Genomic DNA, 19565 nt, shown 5'->3' on the forward strand with positions numbered 1-19565 from the left:
TCACAGCGTCTGATAATGCAGGCTGAACGTCAGCGTTGTTGTATCTCCCGGGCGCAACAGCTTCAACCCCGGATGCCCCGGCAAATGATGGGCGTTGACCGGGTGGCTGACCGGCTCGAAGCAAAAGAAATTCAGCCCCGGCGGGCAGAACACCAGACAGTATTCGCTGCCGGTGGCCTGGCAGTGCAGTTCATAGCCCAGGTCCGGCTGGCTGATGACGCTGTGGCCATCCCAGCCGGTGAAGCCGTTGTCGAGGCGCGTGTCGGGCAGCGCGCTGCTGTGCTGGAAATCCCATTCGGCAGGAGGGTCCTGCAAGACAGTCGGCAAGCCGCGCTCATCACTTAGCCAAACCTGCGCGACGTTGGCCTGCAGGCGTGTGTGGGCAGTACGAGGAAGGTAAGGATGCAAGCCCAGGCCGTGCCAGATGGCGCGGCTGTCCAGGTGGGTGGTGGTCAATTCGATACTCAGTTTGCCGTCGTGCAGGGTGTAGCTCAGTTGCGCGCGGTAGGCGAAAGGCGTCTGGCTGTCGAGTTGCAAGCAGATCTGCCGAGGCGTCTGCTCGATGACCGTCCATGGCTGCTGCCAGGCACTGCCATGGATCGGCAGCGGGTCATTGGCGCTGTTGGGGGCCAGTGCCAGCCAGCCGTCCGGCGTGTCGAAACCGTCATTGCCGATTCGATTCGACCAGGGCGCCAGCGGGTAGCAGGCCAGTCGACGCGGCACTCCTGCCGCCAGTGCGTCGTCGTCGCTTGGGCGCAGCAACGGCTGACCGCTTGCCAATACCGTCCAGTTGACGATACTGCCGCCGATTTCGGTAGCAACGCTCAGGCGGGTAATGCCGTCTTCAAGGGTCAGAACGTTCACGGGCATGATGCAGGGCCTTGTCGGAGAGTTGAGGGACAGGAGGGCTGGCGCGGCGCCAGGTCAACAGCACGATGCCGCTGACCACGATCAATCCGCCGAGGATCTGGCCGCTGCTGAGCAACTGATCCAGAATCAGCCAGCCGAACAGCAGGCTCGCCACCGGCTCGATGTTCATCACCGGTGCGTTGCGGCTGATGTCCAGACGCGCCATGCAGATGAACAGCAGCGAGAACCCCAGCCCGTAGAGCAGCACCAGACTGGCCAGTGCGGTCCAGCCGATACGGCTGGAGGGTAGATCCACGCCGCCGGGCAATACGCCACTGCTGCCTGCAACGGCGGCGACCACAAACACCACGGCCATGGTCAGCATGCTGCGAACGCTGCCGCGCATGCCCGCCAGTTTGTTATCGGTGATCCACAGTGCGAACGCGAATACCACTGCGGCGGTGGCCGCGTAGGCGATGCCCTCCAGCCACTGCGGCTCGCTGCTGCCCGGGTTCGACAAGCGCTGCGGCACGTCCAGCGCCAGTGTCAGGCCAAACAGAATCAGCCCCATCAGGCCTGCCGCACGGCGTGTCGGCCTGGCACCGCCCAGCGCCCAGGTCAGCAATGCCAGCAGGATCGGCGAGACATTGACCACCAGTAATGCCAGCGCAACCGGAATGCGCGCCACTGCCGAGTAGATGCAAAAGCTTTGGGTCGCGATCAGCAGCCCGAGCAACAACTGCCAGCGCCAGGTGCTGGCCGGCAGACTGAGTGTTTCACGTTGCCACAGCACCAGGCTGGTGAGCACCAGCAAGGTCACGCCAGAGCGACAAAGGATGGCCAACAGCAGACCGGTGTCGTGATCGAAGGCAATACGTGCGGCAATGTGATTGCCGGCAAACGAGCAGGCCAGCAGCGCGAGGATCAGCACGGCGATGTGACGGGGGAACAGGGCAGGGGCGGACATACGCAACCAGCCTCCTTGGCTGGATAACAGGGAGTGCGCACCGGAGCTTTTTGCAGAGCCCCGGTGGCGTTGCAACGCCAAGCCTTAGAGCACGACGCTCGGCAGCCACAGCGAAATGGCCGGAATGTAGGTGACCAGCATCAGCACCAGAAACAGTGCGACGTAGAAAGGCACCAGCGCTTTCACGGTGGCTTCGATGGTGACTTTACCCACCGCCGCACCGACGAACAGCACAGCGCCCACTGGCGGTGTTATCAGTCCGATCCCCAGGTTGACCAGCATGATCATGCCGAAATGCACCGGGTCGATGCCGACGCCGACGATGACCGGCAGCAGAATCGGGGTCAGGATCAGAATCAGCGGGGCCATGTCCATGACGGTGCCCAGCAACAGCAGCATCACGTTGATGCACATCAGGATCACGTAACGGTTATCCGACAGAGTCAGGAACGCTGTCGTGATCTTCATCGGGATTTCCATCAGTGTCAGGATGTAACCGAAGCTGGCGGCAAAACCGATCAGGATCATCACGATGGAAATGGTCCGTGCCGCCCGGTGCATCAGCTTGGGCAGATCGCGCCATTTGTAGTCGCGGTAGATGAACATGGTGACAAAGAACGCCCACAACACGGCAATGGCGGCCGACTCGGTGGCGGTGAAGATACCCGACAGAATGCCGCCGAGGATGATGACCATGGCCATCATGCCCCAGAGCGCTTCACCGGCGATTTTCAGCGCCTGACGCAGCGGTATCACTTCACCCTTGGGGTAGTTGCGCTTGCGCGCGAAGATCATGCACAGGCCCATCATCACCGCGCTGAGCAGCAGGCCCGGCATAATCCCGGCCATGAACAGTGAAGCGATCGATACCGTGCCGCCTGCCGCCAGCGAGTAAAGCACCGAGTTATGGCTGGGTGGCGTCAACAGCGCCTGAACCGAGCCGCTGACCGTTACCGCAGTCGAGAAGTCGCGAGGGTAGCCGTTACGCTCCATTTCCGGAATCAGTACCGAGCCGACCGAAGCGGTATCGGCAACTGACGAGCCTGAAATCGCGCCAAAGAACGTCGAGGCCACGATGTTGACCAGCGACAGACCGCCGCGCACAAAGCCGACCAGCACGGCGGCAAACGCGACCAGTCGGCGTGACATGCCACCTTCGGCCATGATCGCCCCGGCGAGGACGAAGAACGGGATCGCCAGCAACGAGAATTTGTTCACGCCACCGGCAATCTGAATCATCAGCGCATCGGCCGGAATATCGATCCACCAAGCGCCGATCAAGGCTGACAGGCCCAGTGCATAAGCAACCGGCATGCCGATGAGAATCAAAGCGATGAAGCTGCCCAGCAGTATAAAAGCGTCCATTTATGCGGCACCTTCGCTTTCTTCAATGACGTCGAAGCGCATCACCGCGCGATGACTCTGGTCGCCCAGAAATAACCGTTCCAGCACGAAAACCAGGGTCACGATGCCGCCGATCGGAATCGGCAGGTAAGAGATGCCCACGCGCAAAAACGGCAGTTCACCGACGAACTGATTCCAGGTGGTGGCGCACAACTTGAAGCCCTTGACGATCATGAACAGGGCCACAATTGCCATCAGGACCTGCACCGCCACGGCGGCGACACGACGTACCTGCTGCGGCATGCGGTCCACGGCCATCGAGACCGCCATGTGTGCGCCCGCCCGGTAACTGGCCGCTGCGCCGAAAAATGTAAACACCACCATCAGCAGAATGGCGGTGGGCTCCGGCCAGCTGGAGCCGCTGCCCAGGATGTAGCGGGCAAAAATGCCCCAGGGAATGATCAGCGTCATGATCAGCACCGACAGACCCGCAATGCCGATACAGACGCGATAGAGCGTGTCGTTGATGCGCAATAGATTACTTTTCATAGGGGCTCACCACGGCGGCGAACGAGCCTGGGCTCGTTCCCGCTGCTTGATCGGACTGGCTTATTGGGCCGCTTGGGTGTTGCTCGCGGCCAGCGCCGGGTTGGTCTTGACCTCTTCGATGCGGCGGATCAGGTCCTTGTAAGGCGCGCCGTATTTGTCACGCACCGGCTGGGTCGCGTCGTAGAAGGCTTTCTTCTGCTCCGGTGTCAGCGTGATGAACTCCACGCCCGCAGCCTTGAGTTTGGTCTCGGCTTCGGCTGATGACTTGTCCCACAGCACGCGCTCTTCCATCTGTGATTCACGCGCGAGCTTTTTCACCAGCGCCTGTTGCTCGGGCTTGAGCTTTTCCCATGTGCTTTTCGACATCACGATCGGCTCCGGCAGGATCAAGTGCTCGGTGATCGTGAAGAACTTGGCGTTCTGGTAGTGATTGTGCTGGAGGTAGGTCGGCGGGTTGTTTTCAGCACCGTCGATCACGCCGGTCTGCAGGGCGCTGAAGATCTCGCCGGTGGCCATGGCGATGCCGTTGCCGCCCATGTCATTGATAGTGTCGATGAACACCGGGTTGCCCTGAACACGGATCTTCATGCCCTTGAGGTCCGACATCTGCCGTACCGGCTTCTTGGTATACAGGTTCCGGGTGCCGCCATCCATCCAGGCCAGGGCGACCATGTTGAATTGCGAATCGGTGATCTTGTCGAGAATTTCCTGGCCGATCTCACCGTCGATGATCGTGCGCATGTGCGCCTGATCGCGGAACACGAACGGCAGGTTGAAGACGTTGACGTCCGGCACCACCGGGCCGACGATGCCGAGGCTGACGCGGGTCATCTGCACTGCACCGCTCTGCACTTGCTCGACGACTTCCTTCTCGGAGCCGAGCACGCCGCCTGCGTACATCTTGAAGCTGATCTCGCCCTTGGATTGCTCTTCGAGCTTCTTGCCCATGTTCTGTTCAGCCACAACCGGCGCGTAGCCTGCCGGGTGAATCTCGGCGAACTTGATCTTGACCTCTGCCTGGGCCATGCCCGACATGCAGAAAGCCAGCGGAAGTGCTGCGATGAGGAGCTTGCGTTTGAAATCCATGGATATCTCCAATGTTGTTATTTTTGGTCGAGCTACGGGATTTTCGGAAGGCGCAGTCAGCCCTTGAACGTGGGTTCCTCCAGGCCTTTGACGCCAGGTCGCAAAGCGAACAGACCACCGGCGAGTGGCTGGTCGCTGAGATCGCCGCCCGGGCGAATCGAGGTGACAAACAAGGTGTCAAGGTTCGGGCCGCCAAACGCACACATGGCGGGTTTTTTCACCGGCACGACCAGTGACTGGTCGAGTTTGCCGGTAGGCGTGAAGCGATGGATGAGGCCTGCGTCGTTGCCGCAAATCCAGTAACAGCCGTCGGCATCGATTGCCGCGCCGTCGGGGCGCCCCAGGTGATGGTTCATGTCCACGAACAGGCGGCGGTCATGCGGCGTGCCGCTGTCGGTGTCGTAATCGAAAGCCCAGATCTTTTGCACGTCGGGGTGTGAGTCAGACAGGTACATTGTGTTGCCGTCAGGGCTGAAGGCCAGGCCGTTGGGGACAATGAAGTCTTGCAGCAACGGGTCCAGCGTCTTCTGGTTCGCGCTGTAGCGATACATCGCGCCAACCGCCGCACCCGCTGCCATGTCCATCAGCATGGTGCCCGCCCAGAAACGACCTTGACGGTCGCAGCGGCCGTCATTGAAGCGCATGCCCGTGCGCAGGTGCTCGACGCTGACCAGCAGCGTGCTGATCAGGTTGCCGTCTTCACAGGGTTGCAGATGAAAAATCCCGCTCTCCATCCCGGCGATCCAGCCACCGCGGCTGTCGGCGGCAATGCAGGCGAGCATCTGCGGTGCTTTCCAGCTGCGCGTTGTGTTGTCTGCGCAGCTCCAGCAATGCAGTTGGCCTTGCGGAATATCCACCCAGTACAGCGCTTGGTCACGCACGCTCCAGACCGGGCTTTCGCCTGTGGCATTTTGTGCATCGACGATCAGTTCGGCATCCATGACGGTTCGTGTCTCCGGATTTCTGAAAAGAAGCAGTGATGCTTATTGGTCGCCGAACGGCCCCGAGGCCACGAATGCGCCACCCTGATAAACCATCGCCGGATCATCGGCCGCCGGCTGCGGCTGAGCCTCGATCTTGGCACGGAACTGTTCTGAGCTGTCTTTGGGGGTATAACCCAGCTTGCTGGCCAGCCTGTTGTCCCACCACACGTTTTTGTTGTCCGACATGCCGTAGACCACGGTATGCCCGACATCCGGCGTGTACAGGGAGCGTTCGATGAGTTGGGTCAGGTCGCCAAAGCTCAGCCAGGTGCTCATCATTCTGCGGTTCTGCGGTTCCGGAAATGACGAGCCAATGCGGATGCTGACGGTTTCGATGCCGTAGCGATCAAAGTAGAAACTGGCCATGTCTTCGCCGTAGGACTTGGACAGGCCGTAATAACTGTCCGGACGACGCGGGGAGTGTGCGTCGATGGTTTCGTCCTGCTTGTAAAAGCCGATCACGTGATTGGAACTGGCGAAGATCACGCGTTTCACGCCGTGCCGGCGGGCGGCTTCGTAGATGTGAAACACACCGCAGATATTGGCGCCGAGAATTTCCTCGAACGGCCGTTCCACCGATACGCCGCCGAAATGCAGAATCGCATCCACGCCTTCGACCAGTTGATGTACCGCATGCTTGTCAGCCAGATCGCAGACCTGAACTTCTTCGGTGGCGTCGATAGCCGGTGCCATATCGGCGATGTCGGAAAGTCGCAGGACCTTCGCGTAAGGGCGCAAAGTCTCGCGTAATACTTTGCCCAGGCCACCTGCCGCGCCTGTCAGCAGGAGGCGATTGAAGGGAGTTTGCGTGGTATGAGCCGATGTCATGAGAAAAGTCCTGATTGTTATTGTTGTCATCTGTTGTCGTATGACTTGCTGGATTATTTGCACCGCCTACGCGGATTGTCAACGCGGCCAACGTCTAATTCCGGCCTTTGCACACTTCGCAACACAGCTGGTTACAAAGGCAAAGTCTGCAGTCATCGCCAGACTTTGCCACAGGGCGTCAGAGCAGCGAAATCGGATAGCTGATGAACACGCGGTTCTCATCGAATTCGTTGGCACTGAAGTCGCGACGTAGTGTGGAATTGCGCCACTTGACGTTCAGGTTCTTGAAGGCGCCGCTTTGCACGGTGTAAGCCAGTTCGGACTCGCGCCCCCATTCCTTGCCGTCGGTGATGTTGCCGGTATGCACGTTATCACCGCTGATGTAGCGGTTCATCATTGTAAGGCCGGGTACGCCGAGCACCACAAAGTTGTAGTCATGCCTTAATTGCCAGGACTTCTCTTTGGCGTTGTCATAACTGGAGTTGTAACTGTCGTTGGCCAGAGTGCCGCCGCTGGTGCCGTTGACGCGCATCCACCCGGTATCGCCAGAGACCTTCTGCAGGCCGACATAGAATGTGCTGCCGCCATAGCGCGCCGAGAGCAATGCATAGGTGGTCTTGTTGTCGAGATCGTCCGCCAGTTTGTTGCCGTCTTCCTTGCCGGTGAAGAAACCGAGGTTGGCGCCGAGTGTCCAGTCGCCGATTGGCTGACTGTGCAGCAGATTGAAGAACTGTTGCTGATAGATATCCTGCAGTTCCGAGTACCAGATACCTGCCTGAGTACGTTTGTCGTTGAACACGTATTCACCGCCGCCGAAGTTGAAGCGGTCCGAGGTGAATGCGCCGCGTCCGTTCAGCGACATGTCTTCCATGCTGGCGTCGTTACGCGGACTATTGCCACGGAATTGCCCGCCATACAGCGTCAGGCCGTCGATCTCTTTGGAAGTGATCTGACCGCCCTGGAAGGTTTGCGGCAGGGAGCGGCCGTCATCGGAGCGCAGGATGGGCAACACCGGCATCCATTCACCGACTTTCAGTTCAGTCTTGGAAACCCGCGCTTTGCCCGCCACACCCAGACGTCCGAAATCATCGGCCGGACGCCCGTCGCCATGGATCGGCAGCAATTGAGTGCCGCCGGTGCCTTTGCCGCCATCGAGTTTGACCGAGTACAGACCCAACACATCGACTCCGAAACCCACCACGCCCTGAGTGAACCCGGACTTGGCATCAAGAATGAAGCTTTGCGTCCACTCTTCGGCCTTGTTCTGCGGTGCCGCACTGTTCGGGAAAGCCGGATTGGTGAAGTTGCGGTTGAAGTACGCGTTACGCAGGTTGAGCGTTGCCTTGGTGTCGTCCACGAAGCCTTCGGCCATGCCGAGTATCGGGAAAGCCAGCGTCATACCGCCAACCCCCAGCAGGATGCGCGAACGGGTGGTGTGAGATGTCATTATTGTTGTGCTCCCTTGTCTATCGAAAACTGTCCCCTTTTCTGGCTGTGTACTCTTTGCAGCCGACACCTTCGAGGATTGCGTGATGCCCGTTTCCAGGCAGGGCCTCGGCCGCAACACAGCCGAATACCGCTCGCCGAACGTCAGCGAATGCTATGAATCAGGAAGGGTGTCGAATACTGCAAGGCAGACAGCGCGGGCAAAGCTTCAATAACCGATAGAGCAAGCGAGCAGGCGCAAGTCTTCATATGAACGTACCCCGATTTTGTTTTTATTGTTGGCGTTATAGGTTGTCGTACAACTGTGGCGATTATTTGCAGCATGAGCGTGGTTTGTCAACGAGCGGTTAGTCGCGCTTTACCGATTCACCTGGTTTTTGTGTGTCAAACAGGGCGGTAAACGAATGGGAGTGAACGCAGCGGACGCATAGGCAGTCCACCCGGTAACCCCATTATTTTATTGGAGCTGCCACATGAATCGGTTCACTCAGAAAGTCGTTGTCATCACAGGAGCAGGTTCCGGGATCGGCGCAGCAACCGCCAAGCGTTTCGCCCGTGAAGGTGCAAGCGTGGTGCTGGTCGGCCGCAACCGCGAGAAACTTGCCAACGTGGCCGCGCAACTGTCAGGCGCAGAGCATTTGATCAGAGCCACCGACGTGGCTGATCTGACTGACGTGGAGGCGCTGTTCAAAGAAGTGGCTGAGCGCTTTGGTCGCCTTGATGTGTTGGTCAACAACGCGGGTGTCGCAACGTCCGGCAAAGTGACCGAACTGGGCGTGGACGATTGGAAAGCGCTGATGTCCGTGGACCTGGACGGCGTGTTCTATTGCACCCGCACCGCCATGCCAGCGCTGATCGCCAGCAAGGGCAACATCATCAACGTGTCGTCGGTGTCCGGCCTGGGCGGCGACTGGGGCATGAGTTTCTACAATGCGGCCAAGGGTGCGATCACCAATTTTACCCGCGCGCTGGCCATGGATCATGGCGTGGACGGCGTGCGCATCAATGCCGTCTGCCCGTCACTGACCCGCAGCGAGCTGACCGAAGACATGTTGGGTGACGAAGCGCTGATGGCCAAGTTCAAGGAGCGCATCCCGCTGGGCCGGCCTGGCGAAGCCGAGGATGTAGGCGACGTTATCGCGTTTCTGGCCAGCGACGATGCGCGCTTCGTGACCGGCGTCAACCTGCCGGTGGATGGCGGTTTATCTGCCTCCAATGGGCAGCCGCCGCAGGCTTGATGATGTCGGCGAGGGCTTTAATGTCTAAGCAGGTGCGCTGAAATGACCGTCAGCGCTTCTCTGCCAGCGGCTTTCGGAAAGCGACGGTCATTGTGTTGCTATCGATCCTCTCGTGTATTAGCGTGGAACCGGCAATAGAGTCTTTGTGCTCAGGATATCAGCCCACGCTTGAACAGCATGATGGTCAAACACGCGTCCTGCATCAACATCTGCCAGGGCCTCACGCGTAAGACGGCTACGCTCCTCCTCTTGATCGATCCACGCGGACAGTGCCTGTTTGACGGTCCAGTTTTTCGAGCGTTCGAGCCTTTCGGCCATTGAATCGACCTTTACAGCCAGATGTTCAGGAACGTGAGCTGTCACGGATCTGGTTTTTGTTATGCCCATGCTAAGTGACTCCGTAAGTGATATCCGTCGGGCTTAAATCAATATAAATAAAAAACAATCACAGTGAATAATAAAAGCTCGACAGAGCTTTGCTCGTCAACCACCTGTCGCCCCGACCGGCCCGATCACTCACTCGCTGCCACACTGTCCTTCTATGGACCAGGCATCAGGCCTGATTCAAACGCATCACCTTCCACGACAACGCAGATAAAGCCGTTGGCAGCCGTATCGCCCTTGTTGCGTTAAGCCCTTAACGTTTCAGCATCGAACAGCCCCATGAACCCATCGTCTGAAATCGATATTTCAGGCCTGAGGTGTTACGGCAAAATCGTCGATGATGTCACCTACAGTGTTCCGCGCGGCATTACCCGTGAGGCCCGGGGGCGCGTGTGGATCGTGCGTGTCCGCAAGGACGAGAGCTGGAAGGTCAATGCGCGCTTTACGGATCTGCGTTTTGGCGGCACGCGGCGTGCACTGGATGCCGCCATCATTCATCTGCTTTACAGCGGCCATGCCTGGCGACGCGACGATGTTCTGCAACTGGGCAACAACACTGTTGTGCACTGGCGCAAGCGAAGCGGGGTGGGGTTGTGTGCGGTGGCGTATGTGTCCCGCAATGAGGCGGGGCGTGGTGAAACGTTCTTTCTGGCAACCTACAAGCGGATAGCCAGCGGGCGAGGGCTTGAGAAACTCCATGCCCGACTGGTTCAGGTGCTGGAACGCGCCCATGAGATTCAGCACTGCAAGGCAGGCATCTCTGATTCCGCGCAGGACAGGATTCGCGAGGAAATCCATCAGGCGCTCGGCAGTGAAGTATTCCGGGCATTTCTGCTGGCGGGCCAGCGCAAGGCTGATGAGATTGCCGTGGCTGATTATGTCGAGCGGCTTCGCACGTCGGGCGATTAACCCTAAGCCTGTGGTGTGACCCTCTGAAACAATCAAGCCCGGTAAAAACCGGGCTTGAACGTATTGGTTGCCGATCAGATTTTGAAGCGACTGACCAGTGTCTGCAAATGGCCACCCAGGCGCGCCAGCTCAACGCTGGACGCGGCGGTTTCTTCGCTGGCCGATGCGGTTTGCTCGGACACATCGCGCACATTGACGATGCTGCGACTGATTTCCTCTGCCACCGCACTCTGCTGCTCGGCAGCAGCAGCGATCTGCTGATTCATGGCCTGAATGCTGGAGACCGTCTGGGTAATGCTGCCCAACGACGTACCGGCCTTGCGGCTCAGTTGTACGCTGCTGACCGTCAACTCGCGGCTGTTGAGCATGATGCTGGACACCTGACGGGTCCCGCTTTGCAGAGCTGCAACCAGGGTTTCGATCTCGACCGTCGACTGTTGGGTACGCTGCGCCAGACCGCGCACTTCATCGGCAACCACCGCAAAACCACGTCCTGCTTCCCCGGCCCGTGCAGCTTCGATCGCGGCGTTGAGGGCCAGAAGATTGGTCTGCTCGGCCACGGCCTTGATCACGTCCATGACCTTGCCGATCTTGTCGCTTTCCTGCTCCAGCTGATTCATCGCGTCGGCAGAACGACCCACTTCAGTCGCCAGACGCTCGATCTGGGCGATGGCCTCACCTACCACTTTGTCGCCATCACGTGCTTCGCGGTCAGCGTTGGAGGCGGCATGCGACGCTTGTTCGGCGTTGCGCGCCACTTCGGCCACAGTCGCCGACATTTCATGCATGGCAGTGGCCACCTGATCGGTTTCCACTTTCTGGCTGTTGACGCCTGCGCTGGTTTGTTCAGTAACAGCCGACAGCTCTTCGGCGGCGCTGGCGATTTGCACGACGCTGTCGCGAATCCCGCCGATCAAGTCGCGCAACGTGGTGCCCATACGCTGAATACCTTGCTGCAGCACACCCAGTTCGTCGCGACGGGTGATCGCCTGGGTCTGGGTCAGGTCGCCAGACGCAATGCGGTCGACCACGGCCATGGTTTCTTTCAGCGGGCGGGTGATTTGCCGAGTGATGATCACGGCGGCGATGACGCCGAGGGTCATGGCCAGCAGCGTACAGATAATCTGTGTGGTACGGGCCTGTGCGCTTTCCTGGTCGCGACGATCCAGTTGCAGTTGATACATGGCCTCACTGATCTTGACGATGTCCTGGCCTTGCGTGGTCATTTCCTTGCGTGCCTGGGCGATCGTGGCGTTGGCAACCTTGAAGTTCTGCAGGGTCGCGCGGTAGGCCTGCAATGAGGTTTCCAGCTGTTTCAACTGCTCGGCCTGAGGGCCGCTGAAGGTCGCTTTGAGCGTGTCCAGATCCTTGATGGCCGCATCCAGTTTCGCGACCGCCATTTGTTCTGTTTCGGGCGTGACATTGGTGGTGTAGCCACGCACTTCATAGCGCGCGAGCCGCAGGTCGTCTTTGGCCCGGGTGACGATCTCGAACTGCTCGAATCGATTGGCATCGGCCGGGTCCATGTTCTTCACTTCAGCCTGAAGCTGGTCGAACACCGCGAGGCTTTTCACCGCATGCGTGGTCAGCTCATCGCGTGCAAGGTTGCTGGCCTTGTATCCACTGCGCATGTTGTTCAGCGATTGCTGATAATCAGCTATCACGGCAGACAACTGCTCGAGCATTTTCACGTTCTCGGGGCTCTTGAACGAGCTCAGCAGCTTTTGCTGGTAAGCCTTGAAGCCATCCAGCGAAACCTGAACGGTTTCTGCGACTTTCTCGTCGCCGTCCGCCACCATGTATTGCAGACGGGTCACCCGCAGCTTGGTCAACTGTGCATTGAGCAAGGTAATGTCGCTCATCCAGTTGCTGCGTTTGATCAAGCCACCCATGCTGGTCCAGCCAGTGAGCGCAAGAATGGCAGTAAATACAAGTACCAGACCGAACCCGACGGCCAGCTTCATATTGACGCTGATGTTTGCAAACCAGCTATTCATAAAATTCTCCGGGACAGCCATTTAAAAAGTAAAGCGGTTGACAGGCATGGCGTTAAAACCATTGTCAGGGCAGGGGACACAGACGCTATCGGCTGGCGCGCGCCAAGCTGAAATGAAAAAGCAGATAAAATTTTAAAACGGCTGAAACGGTTGTGCGGACCTATCATTCATTGCGGGTCACCGCTATAAAGAGCTGCCGGATGCATTTGAACAGGCCATCGTTTCATGTGTATGAATCCCGATTGCCGGTTGTGCGATGCAGTAAAAGCCTTACTTCAGAATAAGGTCATTGCCTATAGAGAATGGCGTGCTTGTTTCGTAAGTTGCTTTGGCGTGTGATCTCCTCCATTCCTATTGAGATGTTCCGTAATGACCTTGAAGTTTCGGCATAAAATTCTTCTGGCTGCGTCCGGTGTCGTGGTATTGGCGTTTACGTTGTTCACGCTCTACAACGACTATCTGCAACGCATGACCATCACCCAGAACCTCGAGTCCTCCGTGGCACAAGCGGGCCAGTTGACGGCGAGCAGTGTGCAGAACTGGCTGAGCGGGCGCATTCTGGTGCTGGAAAACCTGACTCAGGATGTGGCTTATCAGGGTGTCAATTCCGACCTTGGCGGTCTGGTGTCGCAATCCTCGCTGGTTTCCACGTTTCAGTTCACCTACGTCGGTGACAGCAAAGGCGCATTCACTCAACGCCCGGACGTGGCGATGCCGGCGGGCTACGACCCACGTCAGCGGCCCTGGTACAAGTCGACGGTCGAGGCTGGCAAGACCATTTTGAGCGCGCCTTATCTGGCGTCCGTCGGGGGGCTGGTGGTGACCATTGCCAGCCCGGTCAAGACCGACGGCCAGGTGTCCGGTGTGGTCGGTGGCGACTTGAGTCTCGACACGCTGGTCAAGATCATCAACTCCGTCGAATTCGGCGGCCTTGGCTATGCCTTTCTGGTCAGTGGTGACGGGCAGATCATCGTCAGCCCTGACAAGGACCAGGTCATGAAAAACCTCAAGGACATCTACCCCGGCCAGACCATCAGCCTGGACGCGCGTTTGCGTGAGGTCACGCTCAACGGTCAGCAACGACTGCTATCGTTTACCCCGATCACCGGCCTGCCATCGGCCGACTGGTACATCGGTCTGTCGATCGACAAAGACAAGGCGTATGCGCCGTTGAGCCAGTTCCGCAGCTCGGCGATCGTGGCTGTACTGATTGCGGTGGCGGTTATTGCCTTGCTGTTGAGCGTGCTGATTCGCGCGTTGATGCGGCCGCTGACCGACATGGGCCGGGCAATGCGCGACATCGCCCAGGGTGAAGGTGATCTGACCCGTCGCCTGAGCATTCAGGGCAAGGACGAATTCGGCGAGCTGGGTGGTTCATTCAACCAGTTCGTAGAGCGCGTGCATGCGTCCATCGCAGAGGTGTCATCTGCCACCTTGCAAGTGCATGACCTGTCGCAGCGCGTGGTTAATTCTTCCAATTCCTCGATCGTCGGGTTTGACGAGCAGAGCGCGCGTACCAACAGCGTTGCCGCAGCCATCAACGAACTGGGAGCAGCAACGCAGGAGATCGCCCGCAACGCGTCCGACGCTTCGATCCAGGCCAGTGAAGCCCGGACTCAGGCGGAAGATGGCCAGGTCGTGGTCGAGAAAACCATCCGCGCCATGAGCGAGCTTTCAGCCAAGATCAGCGACTCATGCACGCAAGTCGAACAGCTCAATGCCAGTACCGATAACATCGGGCATATTCTCGACGTCATCAAAAGCATTTCCCAACAAACCAACCTGCTGGCGCTTAACGCAGCAATCGAAGCCGCACGTGCCGGTGAAGCAGGACGCGGTTTCGCCGTAGTGGCCGATGAAGTACGCAACCTCGCGCACCGTACTCAGGTGTCGGCCGACGAGATTTACCAGATGATCGGCGGTCTGCAAACCGGCTCTCAACATGCGGTGTTGAACATGAACGAAAGTCTGGCGTCCAGCCAGGAAAGTGTCGAAGTTGCCAATCAGGCAGGTAGCCGCTTGCGTGATGTGACGCGCCGTATTGGTGAAATAGATGGCATGAACCAGTCAGTAGCGGCTGCCACCGAAGAGCAAACGGCCGTTGTTGAAACACTCAACATCGACATCAACCAGATCAACACGCTCAACCAGCAGGGTGTGGCCAACCTGAATGAAACACTCAAGGATTGCGCCGCACTCTCACAACAGGCAGGACGTTTGAAACAGCTGGTGAACAGCTTCAAGATTTGACCGTACATCCAGTAACAGAGCCGGATTACGTGAGCTGTGATCCGGTGTTTGCTTCGAGGATGTCAGCCATCAAGGGCGAAGCTATTGCGCTTATAGCGCCGTACTTTTGAATGCGTCGGCGGAAGGTAAAGCGTTGGCTCGACTCTTTGGAAGCAAGCGTGGTGCGAAAACAGGGAGGCCAGAAACAAGAAAGCCCGCACGAGGCGGGCTTCTTGTTTGATTCAAAACCTTCATGGAGGGCTCTGAACCGGTACTTGGTGGTACACAGACATTTGAACTGAGAATATAAGTTGCTGTATTTATTGGGTATTTTTGTTTTTTTTTTATTTTCAAGGGATACATATTGGGATACATGGTGCTGGGTGCTGGGGTTTTTTTGGCCCGCTTACTCTGGTTGAAAAAACTCTGAAGTTCGTTGCTCCGCCCCGCGACGAACGGTAAGATTATGTTCATAAACCTGCGGAAGGTCTGAAAAAGCCTTTTCTTCAAAAGTCGAAGCCAGTAAATACAGGCGCTCCAGCCCGGTTCCTCTCCAAAAAAATGGGCTTTTTCAGAGGATACCTGCCGTCTTCGTTACGGCGTAGTCATCATAACCACTTCTTTGATGGATCACTCCAAAAGTGGCCCAATCATCTCGCTCCTAGATTTTGAGGAGCAATAGCGACTCTTTTGCGGTGATGCTGGTCCCTTGCGGCCTTCCACCACACTGATGCGTTTTCGCCTACCCGCCCCTCATGCAAATCCATCGCGAGGATAGAAGTTGACTAGGAGGCGGTAGTCAGGGAAAAGGGCAGCGTAAAAGTTTTCCGTTAGAACGAGCCTGGCAGTCACTTCCGCTGCGTCGGTGTAACCAGCTTTTTTGAGCTCTGGCATAAGATCGTCGCTAATCTCAACTAGTCGACGCTCTAGGGCCTCGAGGCGGTCATGTTCAACGTCCATCTGGATAACGGAAAAAATATTGTGTCCTGATGTGGCCGTACCACCGCCTATTGGACCGTACGTAGTGTCATCTTTTGTTAGGAAGAACGAATTGGTGTTTTTCTTGCGTAGAACGGCTCTCTGCGCATTGGTGAGCCTTTCCCCTCTTGCTCCGTGTATGACCCAGCCAGCGATTGAAGCCGGCCAGTTACGATGGACGGTTTCGACGATTTCGCTCTCTGTCCAGGCCCCATGGCTGTAAACATCTACTGCATAGAAGCACTCATCTGTAACTCTGGCAAAGAGCAAAGGTCCTGTGCGACGCACAAAGCCATTTTGAGTTTCGGTGCCTAGGGAGACGCTGCAAAAATAGCCAACTGTCCCCACCCTTGGCACACTAAGTTCCTTCAACAGCCTCCCTCTCCGTGAGCGTTACGCGCGTGCAGAAGACCTTCTCCGAACTCGAATATACCGGCAAGAAAAAGCAGACTCGCCGAGATCGCTTCCTGGCTGACCTTGAACAGTTGGTGCCCTGGGCCCTGCTGGAGGCGCAAGTGGCGCCGTTTTATAGCAACACCGCAGGCAAGCGCGGACGCCCTGCGATAGGGGTGTCGCGCATGTTGCGCATGTACGTCGTGCAGCAGTGTTTCGGTTTCTCCGATGAAGGTTGCGAAGATGCCGTCTACGACAGCCAGGCCATCCGCGGTTTTATGGGTATCGACCTGGGTCGCGAGTCTGCACCGGATGCCACCACCTTGCTGCGTTTTCGCCGCTTGCTGGAAGTCCATCAGCTAACCCGGCTGCTGTTTGAAACGATTAACCAGCATCTGGCCAGCCGGGGGCTGCTGCTCAAGGAAGGCACTATCGTCGACGCTACTCTGATCGCCGCGCCGCCCTCGGTCAAGAACCGAGAAGGCAAGCGTGATCCTGAGATGCATCAGGCCAGGAAAGGCAATCAATGGCACTTTGGGATGAAGGCCCACATTGGTGTAGACGCCACGTCGGGGCTGGTGCACAGCGTAGTAGGGACGGCCGCTAACGTGGCGGATGTCACCCAGGTTGGCCAGTTGCTTCACGGTGACGAAACCTATGTTTCGGGTGACGCTGGATACACCGGTGCGGCCAAGCGACCGGAGCATGCTGAACGGGACGTTATCTGGTCGATTGCAGAACGGCCAAGCAGTTACAAGCAGCACGGCGAAGGCAGCGTGCTGTATCGGGTCAAGCGCAAAATTGAATATGCCAAGGCGCAACTGCGTGCCAAGGTCGAGCACCCCTTCCAGGTAATCAAGGTGCGCTTCAATCATCGCAAGGTTCGCTACCGTGGGCTGGAAAAGAATACAGCGCAGTTGTTCAGTTTGTTTGGGTTGGCCAATCTGATGCTGGCCAAGCGGTATTTACAACAGACGGCAGGATAAATCCGTCTGAAAGGCGGGACTGGCCCGCCTTTCAGCAAAATGAGGGCAGAAATCTGCTCGAGAAACGTAAAATAAGGCCGGCAGGTTGAAAAAAACCGGCTTGGAAATGGGGACGGTGCGAACGGGTTAATTGTTCAGCGTCTCCCTAGGAGGGTGTAGACAAAATAAATTAAACTTTCACTCCCTTGTCTGAATAGCCCTCAAGCCATGCCTAAAACCGGACGTCCTCGCTCGATTGCCGCCGAGCACTATCCCGTGCTGGTGAAACTCGCTCATGCACAGCCCTATTCCAGCCAGGCCGAATTGGCGCTCGTATTCTTCGCCGAAACCGGTATCACTGCGCATCCCGACACCTTTGCAAAAGCGTTGAAAATGGCAGGGATTACGCGTGTAAAGCAGCGGGCCAAGGGAAGTTTTCAGTCACCTGAACCTAATAAAGCCTATGGCTACAATGAAACCCACCGCCGCCAACTGCCGGAGCAGCTATATCCGAGTTGCTTGACAGATACCGAGTGGGCACTGGTCGCCGACCTGTTTGAAAGCCAGGGCGGACGAGGAGTGCCACCGCTTCACTCTCGGCGCACGTTGCTGGAAGCCTGTTGCTATGTCGTACGCACGGGGTGCTCATGGCGAATGCTACCCCGCGATTTTCCTCATTGGGACAATGTCTACAAAACGTTCCGCCGGTGGAGCGCTCAAGGCAAGTTCGAGCAAATGCATGATCGCTTGCGAGCTCAATGGCGTGAGCGGGAAGAACGCGCTGACAGCCCGTCAGCAGCGATCCTGGATTCACAGTCGACCCGCAGTTCTCCTCAAGGCGGTGACAGCGGCTACGACGCAGGCAAAAAAGTGAAGGGGCGTAAACGAAGTCTGATTGTCGATACATTGGGCCTGCTGCTGGCTGTCAGTATCAGTGCTGCAAGCGTGCAGGATCGTGACGCGGCGGATGATGCGGTGGCGTACTCGAAGGAAAAATATCCGTCACTGAGCACGCTTTTTGTTGATAGTGCGTACGCAGGAAAATGGGCACAGCGCACCCATCAACTGCACGCTATCGATGTTCAAGTGATCCGTGGCCCGAATAACAGAAGAACAGGGCAATGGCACTCTGAACAAGGCGATCTATTTTCCGTGGAGCCTGTTCAGACTGGATTTGTGGTCATGCCCAAGCGATGGGTAGTGGAGCGAACTCATGCCTAGAATGAGAGAGCTCGGCGACTGATCATGCATCATGATCGCCTTTTTGCGGTAAGCGAGGCATGGGTTTGGTTGGCCGAGGCTCGAATACTCGCGCGCCGACTCACTACATGATTTTGTCTACACCCTCTAGGGAGACGCTGATTTATTCTAAAACCCAGCTGTTGCCCCCAGATAAATCAAGGCCTCCAGAGCGTTGCAGGGACGAAAAATCGAATAAATCAGCGCCTCCCTAGATTATAACTGTCGTACAGAAAACCATCGGGCCGGTACAACCCAATCGGCGGCGGTATGTAACCAAGAACAAAAATGTCCGATTGTCTGAGAATTTCGCCGACGGCACACAGGTCCTCGTAGGGGAAATCTAACCGTAGAAAAATTCCTGCGTCAATGTGTTCGTTATTCATCGGCTAGCCATGGCCCCTGAGTCTTAGGCTACCGAGTATAGGAAGCACTCAGGTACTCATCCAGTAATATCGCGCTCCCTTAACCATGGTATTTGCCAAATTATCAGCTGCTAGTGGAATCCAGTGTCAAAACCCTGGAAACCACGATGGAAACCAGCTCCTGGCAACCATAATTTTATGGTCGGCGTGTTTTGTTTCCGTCATCGCTTATGGTTCGCAAGGGAGGAGTGCAACCGTATTCTGATCTTCGGTCACTAGAAAGGATCTGGCCGCAATGCAGCGTTACCGTTGAGGAATATTAACGGTCAGCCTGGCGCAGCGAGCGGCCATGATTAATGGATACCAGGCTAACCGGCCGAAACACGAAGCCTCGACAGCCTCAACCTACTGAAGGGGTCGTGCTGAAGCAACGGGCTAGCCGACAGACGGAATGTAGATCCACGTTGGCTAAATGAAAGCGTTTTGACGATCAATAGGAAAAATGCGAGCGTATTCATTGAATGCTCGCACGTCTAAACGCGAGGGTAGTGAGATGGATCAGGACCGCGTTCATAGAGATACCCTTTACGCTGAAGTGTGGTCTACGCCCATGGTTTCCCTCGCTTCCAAGTACGGAGTGTCAGCGGTTTTTCTGTCACGGGTCTGTGCTCGCCTGAATGTACCTTGTCCCCCACGAGGTTACTGGGCGAGGAAGAAATCGGGACAAAAGCCAAATATTCCACCTCTTCCAAGGTCTAGGACCGGCGACACTACCGAGTGGAGAAAAGGCGATCAGCTACCGCGCAGTCAGGAAGG

Annotated in this window: 15 protein-coding genes and 3 pseudogenes; 6 read left to right on the top strand and 12 right to left on the bottom strand. The window is 57.2% G+C overall.

Features of this window, described 5'->3' with window-relative positions:
• The 8 genes from BLT55_RS27170 to BLT55_RS27205 all read right to left on the bottom strand — a co-directional run bounded on the left by BLT55_RS27170 (position 1) and on the right by BLT55_RS27205 (position 8053).
• Positions 1-870, bottom strand: a complete 870-nt coding sequence (locus tag BLT55_RS27170; RefSeq protein ID WP_055001074.1) for an aldose 1-epimerase — start codon at positions 868-870, stop codon at positions 1-3.
• Positions 845-1816: an EamA family transporter gene (locus BLT55_RS27175; protein WP_055001075.1), complete on the bottom strand. Its 972-nt coding sequence runs from the start codon at positions 1814-1816 to the stop codon at positions 845-847. Before BLT55_RS27175 ends, BLT55_RS27170 begins: the two co-directional genes overlap by 26 nt.
• Positions 1817-1900: 84 nt before the next feature.
• Positions 1901-3181 carry a TRAP transporter large permease gene (locus BLT55_RS27180; protein WP_055001076.1) on the bottom strand — a complete coding sequence of 427 codons (1281 nt, stop codon included), beginning with the start codon at positions 3179-3181 and terminating at the stop codon, positions 1901-1903.
• The gene (locus BLT55_RS27185) at positions 3182-3709 is read right to left on the bottom strand and encodes a TRAP transporter small permease (protein ID WP_055001077.1); all 528 of its coding nucleotides are present in this window, start codon (positions 3707-3709) and stop codon (positions 3182-3184) included. It abuts the gene before it with no gap.
• 60 nt (positions 3710-3769) lie between these two features.
• Positions 3770-4795, bottom strand: a complete 1026-nt coding sequence (locus BLT55_RS27190) for a TRAP transporter substrate-binding protein (protein ID WP_055001078.1) — start codon at positions 4793-4795, stop codon at positions 3770-3772.
• Positions 4796-4851: 56 nt separating this feature from the next.
• Positions 4852-5736, bottom strand: coding sequence for a glucurono-1,5-lactonase (locus tag BLT55_RS27195; protein ID WP_055001079.1), 885 nt, complete (start codon positions 5734-5736; stop codon positions 4852-4854).
• Between the two features lie 42 nt (positions 5737-5778).
• On the bottom strand, positions 5779-6606 hold the full coding sequence (locus tag BLT55_RS27200; RefSeq protein WP_055001080.1) for an NAD-dependent epimerase/dehydratase family protein: 828 nt from the start codon (positions 6604-6606) through the stop codon (positions 5779-5781).
• A gap of 178 nt (positions 6607-6784) precedes the next feature.
• On the bottom strand, positions 6785-8053 hold the full coding sequence (locus BLT55_RS27205; protein ID WP_055001081.1) for an OprD family porin: 1269 nt from the start codon (positions 8051-8053) through the stop codon (positions 6785-6787).
• Between the two features lie 472 nt (positions 8054-8525).
• Between BLT55_RS27205 and budC the strand changes: the two genes are divergently transcribed.
• Positions 8526-9290: a meso-2,3-butanediol dehydrogenase gene (gene budC, locus BLT55_RS27215; protein ID WP_055001082.1), complete on the top strand. Its 765-nt coding sequence runs from the start codon at positions 8526-8528 to the stop codon at positions 9288-9290.
• 117 nt (positions 9291-9407) lie between these two features.
• Here the strand turns inward: budC and BLT55_RS27220 are convergent, their stop codons facing one another.
• Positions 9408-9677, bottom strand: coding sequence for a CopG family ribbon-helix-helix protein (locus tag BLT55_RS27220; protein ID WP_055001083.1), 270 nt, complete (start codon positions 9675-9677; stop codon positions 9408-9410).
• Positions 9678-9953: 276 nt separating this feature from the next.
• Here BLT55_RS27220 and BLT55_RS27225 point away from each other — a divergent pair, with 276 nt between their 5' ends.
• Positions 9954-10583 carry a hypothetical protein gene (locus BLT55_RS27225; protein ID WP_055001084.1) on the top strand — a complete coding sequence of 210 codons (630 nt, stop codon included), beginning with the start codon at positions 9954-9956 and terminating at the stop codon, positions 10581-10583.
• A 74-nt stretch (positions 10584-10657) separates the two neighbouring features.
• Here the strand turns inward: BLT55_RS27225 and BLT55_RS34995 are convergent, their stop codons facing one another.
• Positions 10658-11521 (bottom strand): methyl-accepting chemotaxis protein, encoded by an 864-nt coding sequence (locus BLT55_RS34995; protein WP_375232831.1) that lies wholly within the window; start codon positions 11519-11521, stop codon positions 10658-10660.
• A gap of 39 nt (positions 11522-11560) precedes the next feature.
• Positions 11561-12601: pseudogene (locus BLT55_RS35000) on the bottom strand (methyl-accepting chemotaxis protein); the annotation flags it as partial.
• Between the two features lie 447 nt (positions 12602-13048).
• Between BLT55_RS35000 and BLT55_RS35005 the strand changes: the two are divergent.
• Both BLT55_RS35005 and BLT55_RS35010 read left to right on the top strand, forming a co-directional pair.
• Positions 13049-13924, top strand: a pseudogene (locus BLT55_RS35005) (cache domain-containing protein); the annotation flags it as partial.
• Positions 13925-14041: 117 nt separating this feature from the next.
• Positions 14042-14830 carry a methyl-accepting chemotaxis protein gene (locus BLT55_RS35010; RefSeq protein WP_375233501.1) on the top strand — a complete coding sequence of 263 codons (789 nt, stop codon included), beginning with the start codon at positions 14042-14044 and terminating at the stop codon, positions 14828-14830.
• 732 nt (positions 14831-15562) lie between these two features.
• Here the strand turns inward: BLT55_RS35010 and BLT55_RS27240 are convergent.
• Positions 15563-16159, bottom strand: a complete 597-nt coding sequence (locus tag BLT55_RS27240; RefSeq protein ID WP_139206449.1) for a hypothetical protein — start codon at positions 16157-16159, stop codon at positions 15563-15565.
• Positions 16160-16188: 29 nt separating this feature from the next.
• On the opposite strand from BLT55_RS27240, the gene BLT55_RS27245 reads away from it, so the two are divergent.
• A complete protein-coding gene (locus BLT55_RS27245; RefSeq protein ID WP_007247761.1) occupies positions 16189-17166 on the top strand; it encodes an IS5 family transposase in 978 nt (325 codons plus the stop codon).
• Positions 17167-17373: 207 nt separating this feature from the next.
• Positions 17374-18477 (top strand): annotated as a pseudogene (locus BLT55_RS27250) (IS5-like element ISPsy19 family transposase).
• The last annotated feature ends 1088 nt before the right edge of the window (positions 18478-19565 follow it).

It is taken from the genome of Pseudomonas cannabina, from assembly GCF_900100365.1.
GTDB lineage: Bacteria > Pseudomonadota > Gammaproteobacteria > Pseudomonadales > Pseudomonadaceae > Aquipseudomonas > Aquipseudomonas cannabina.